Source organism: Deltaproteobacteria bacterium, from assembly GCA_020848745.1.
In the GTDB taxonomy this organism is placed as follows: domain Bacteria; phylum Desulfobacterota; class Binatia; order UTPRO1; family UTPRO1; genus UTPRO1.
The window spans coordinates 1-4,158 of the sequence record JADLHM010000040.1; the positions used below are offsets into that span (position 1 = coordinate 1).

The window sequence follows — 4,158 nt, forward strand, 5'->3', positions numbered from 1 at the left end:
AGTTCGGAACGCGGCCCGATCCCGCCACGGCGCACGTCGTCCGCACCACGCGCAGTCCCGCGGCCGCGCTCGCCGCGCTCGGCGCGCGCCTGCGGGTCGAGGTGCACGGCGCATGCATCGGGGCCGGTGTCGAGCTCGCGGCCTGGGGGCGTGAAGTGATCGCCACGCCCGACGCGTTCTTCGCGCTGCCGGAGGTCGCCATGGGGTTGATCCCCGGAGCGGGTGGAACGGCGAGCCTGCCGCGCCGGATCGGACGGCAGCGAACGGCGCTGCTCGCGCTCACGGGTCGCCGCATCGACGCGGCGGCGGCGCGCGCGTGGGGCCTGGTCGACGCGATCGCGCCCGCGGATGATCCATGGCGTTGACATTCCGTTCACCCCGCGGCCATAACGCGTTATGGCTCGCAATATGGTGAAGGCCACGTACGCGCTCGATGCCGCGAGCGTGCGCACCCTCGAAAAGATGGCACGCCGTTGGGCCGTGTCGAAATCGGAGGCGCTGCGACGTGTCATCAAAGTAGCCGGCGCGGCCCTGCTCGCCAACGATCAGCAACGTCTCGCAAACCTCGAGCATGCGCAACGTGCGCTCCGGCTGACTCCCGGGCGGGCCGAGGCATGGATTCGCGAGATCCGGGAAGCGCGACAGGCTCCTCGACCTGCCCGCCAAAAGAAACCACGCTCGTGATCCACGTCGACACGGGCTTCATCATTCACGCATTGGTGCCCGTGTCACGAGCCGACCGACGGCTGCGTCAGTTCCTGCGTGAGGGCGAGGACGTCGCCGTGAGCTCGATCGCGTGGACCGAGTTCTTGTGTGGTCCCGCCGGCACGAACGAGATCGAGTATGTGCGCAGCGTGTTCCGCGAGATCTCGCCCTTCACCGACGCCGATTGCGAAACCGCCGGCGACTTGTTCAACCGTGGCGGACGGCGACGACGCAGCCTGGCGGACTGCATGATCGCAGCGGTCGCTCTCCGGGACGGCGCGTCGCTTGCCACCACCAGTCCCAAGGACGTCCAGCGATTCGGCGTCGCCCTGACGCTGCTCGTCCCGTGAGTGTGAGCCCGAGAGGCTCGTCCCTGCCTTCTACCGACGGGCGGCTGCGGCTGCCCGTCCGGCGCGGCGTCCGAAGAACGTCGCGTCGGCGATCGAGAGCCCGCTGCTGTAGCCCTGGGCCGCGAGCCCGGAGGTCGTGCGGCCCGCCGCGTACAGGCCGGCCACCACGGTGCCGTCGGCCGTGAGGACCTCGCCGTCGATCGTGGTGTGCAGCCCGCCGAGCGTGAAGACGGTGTAGAGCGCCGCGTCGGTGCGATAGTCGAGCGCGGCGAACGGCGGCTTCACGAGCGGGACGAGGTGGTCCGCGGCTTTGTGGAAGAGGGGATCCTCCCCGCGCGCGGCGTGCTCGTTGTAATACGCGACGGTGTGCTGGAGGCTGCCGCTCGGGCAGTCGAGGGCGCGCTCCAGGTCCTCGATGGTGTCTTCGACGGCCGCGAGCTCCGTCGGCGGGAAGGGCCGCTCGAAGATCGCGTCGTCGAGGATCAGGAAGACCTCGCCGTTCTCACCGAGGAGCGCGCGCTCGCCGACCACCGTCTGGTAGAGGTCCTCGGCGACGAAGCGCTGGCCGCGCCGGTTCACGAAGATGCCGCGCAGCAACCCCTTCGGCACCGTGAACGGCAGCACGATGCAGCCGACGTCCATGCGGATCGCGTCGCCGCCCGCGCCCAGGCCCATGCGGATGCCGCGGCCGTCGTCGCCGTCGCTCGCGGCGCGGAAGCGGCACTTGCGGAGCAGCGGCGCGTAGCGCTCGACCATGGCCCGGTTGTTGATGAAGCCGCCGGCGGTGAGGATGACGCCGCGCCGCGCGCCGTAGCAGCGCTCGATCCCGTCGACCCTGGCGACGACGCCCACCACGCGCCGGGCGTCGTCGACGACCAGGGTCTCGACGAGCGTGTCGCTCTGCACGCGCACCGGCGTCGCCTCGACCGCCGCGACCAGCGCGCGCATCAGGCGGCCGCCGGCTTCGATGCCGTCCTGCTGGACGGTGTGGCCGCGCGGCGCGGGCTTGGCGAGCTCGCGATACGGCCAGGCGAGCTCGCTGCCGGAGTAGCTCAGGCAATCGTCGGTCGGCGTGTACGAGCCCTCGCCGTAGTACGAAGGCTTGAAGGGGACGCCGCGCGCCACGAGCCAATCGAAGTGGGCGACGCTCTCGGCGGCGTAGAGGCGGATCTTGGCCTCGTCGGCGCCCGGACCGCAGGCGGCGAGGAGATACTTCTCCATCTCCTCCGGCGCGTCCGCGAAGCCGCAGGCCTTCTGGATGGCGGTGCCGCCGCCGAGGTAGATCTGCCCGGTCGAGAGCGCCGTCGTGCCGCCGCCTCCGCCCATGCGCTCGAGCAGGAGGACGTCGGCGCCGGCCGCGCTGGCTTCGAGCGCGGCGCACGCGCCGGCGCCGCCGAAGCCGACGACGAGGACGTCGGCTTCGGCGTCCCACGCGGGGACGTCGCGGCGGGCGCGGACGGCGGTGGCGCGACCGAGGTCGCGGCGGGGGCGGGTCGGCTCAGGCGACATGGAACTCCCGCAGGATGGGGTCGGTGTCGGCGCCGAATGCGCGGGCGCGCACGTGGGGCGCGCGGGCGCGGGGCGCGCGGACCGGCGCGCGGATGCCGCCCGCGACGACCTCCCAGGCCGGCGCGCCGGCGGGCTCGCCGAGGGATCGGATCACGGCGGCGCTCGCCGCGGGGCCGAAGGCGAGGGCGTGCGCCGCGACGTCGCGCAGCGCGAGGGCGGCGAGGAGGCCGCCGCCGCGCCGGTACCCCGCGAGCGCGGCGACCGCGGCGTGCATGCCGGTCAGGGGATCGGCGATCGCGTCGCCGCAGAAGAGCGGCGTGTCGCCGCCCGCGAGGCGGCCGGTCGCGTGCGCGAGGCCCGCGGCGGTCCCGGCGTCGTCCCCGAAGCCGATCCAGCGTGCCGCCGCGCCGCCGCGGCCGTAGCCCGTGATGCTGATCCAGGTGAGCCCCGGACGGGCGCGGACGAGCGCCGCAGGGTCGATGCCGAGCTGGTGCATGGCGCGCGGCCGCGCGCTCTCGATCACGACGTCGGCGCGGGCGACGAGCGCGACGAGGGCGCGCCGCCCGGTCGCAGTCGCGAAGTCGAGCGCCACCGATTCCTTGTCGGCATGGAGGAGATCGAAGAAGGCGGCGGGCCCGCCGCGCACGCCGTCGGGGCGGCGCGTGCTCTCGATCTTGACGACGCGCGCTCCCGCGCGGGCGAGGAGCGCAGCGGCGAGCGGCCCGGCCCAGAGCGAGGAGAGGTCGAGCACGAGCGGCGCGCGCTCGCGCGGCGGGACGGCGCGCCGCCCGCGGGCGCCGACGCGATGCCACGGCGGCGCCGTCGATATCGGCGGCGAAGCCTCGGCGGCCGCGAGCCCGAGGAGACGCGCGCGGGCGACGAGGGACCCCGCGCGGCGCCTGCCGGCGACGTGGTCGATCGTCGGCCACGGATCCGCGCCGACGGACGTCCCGAGCCACGCCGGGACGGTCGCGCGGTCGTCGGGGCGCGGCAGGTTGATCGCGAGCCACCCGTCGCGCGCGCGGACGAGCCGGCAGTGGCCGCCGGCCGACGTGGTCCCGCGCCGCGCGAGGCGGAGGACGGCGGCGCGCTCGCCGAGGAGCGCCGCGCCGTCGAGCGTCGCGAGCGCGGCGTCGCCGTGCCGAGGAGCGAGCGCGCGCAGCGCGGCGAGCGCGCCACGGGCGCAGGCGGCGAGGTGTCCGGGCGGCGGGACCGGCGGGCCGTCGGCGTACCCGGTGAGCGCCAAGAGCCCCGTCGCCGCCGCGGTGAGGGCGGGGTGCGGGTCGGAGGGTACGGCGAGATCGTCGGCGACCGGCTGTCCGACGGATTCGAGGAGGAGGCGCGCGTAGTCCGCGGCGACGCTCGACGCGGCGGCGGGAGCGCCGGAGGACCCGCCCCGCTTGCCGGTTCCCTCCGACTTGGAGTAGGCTCCAAACATCGAGTGGACTCTAGCCCGCATGTCTCACGAGGTCCACGTCGCGAGAGCGTCAAGCGTGCGCCAGATCGGGCCGAACGGAGCGCCGAGCGACGCAGGCGGACTGGACAGTCCGTTGAGGAGCGAGGCGCGAGTACGGCCTGAGGTGGCGTGCGATTG

General features: G+C 74.4%; 5 protein-coding genes. 3 read left to right on the forward strand and 2 right to left on the reverse strand.

Annotated elements, in window-relative coordinates:
* The 3 genes from IT293_05345 to IT293_05355 all read left to right on the forward strand — a co-directional run.
* Positions 1-365 (forward strand): enoyl-CoA hydratase/isomerase family protein (locus IT293_05345; GenBank protein MCC6764071.1); only part of this gene is annotated, 365 nt, incomplete at its 5' end.
* Positions 366-408: 43 nt separating this feature from the next.
* Positions 409-684, forward strand: coding sequence for a hypothetical protein (locus IT293_05350; GenBank protein MCC6764072.1), 276 nt, complete (start codon positions 409-411; stop codon positions 682-684).
* Positions 681-1,055, forward strand: a complete 375-nt coding sequence (locus IT293_05355) for a PIN domain-containing protein (protein ID MCC6764073.1) — start codon at positions 681-683, stop codon at positions 1,053-1,055. Before IT293_05350 ends, IT293_05355 begins: the two co-directional genes overlap by 4 nt.
* 30 nt (positions 1,056-1,085) lie before the next feature.
* Here IT293_05355 and IT293_05360 read toward each other — a convergent pair whose 3' ends face one another.
* Together IT293_05360 and IT293_05365 are read right to left on the reverse strand one after the other, a co-directional pair.
* The gene (locus tag IT293_05360; protein ID MCC6764074.1) at positions 1,086-2,564 is read right to left on the reverse strand and encodes an FAD-dependent oxidoreductase; all 1,479 of its coding nucleotides are present in this window, start codon (positions 2,562-2,564) and stop codon (positions 1,086-1,088) included.
* Positions 2,554-4,002: a CoA transferase gene (locus tag IT293_05365; GenBank protein ID MCC6764075.1), complete on the reverse strand. Its 1,449-nt coding sequence runs from the start codon at positions 4,000-4,002 to the stop codon at positions 2,554-2,556. Before IT293_05365 ends, IT293_05360 begins: the two co-directional genes overlap by 11 nt.
* Positions 4,003-4,158: the final 156 nt, after the last annotated feature.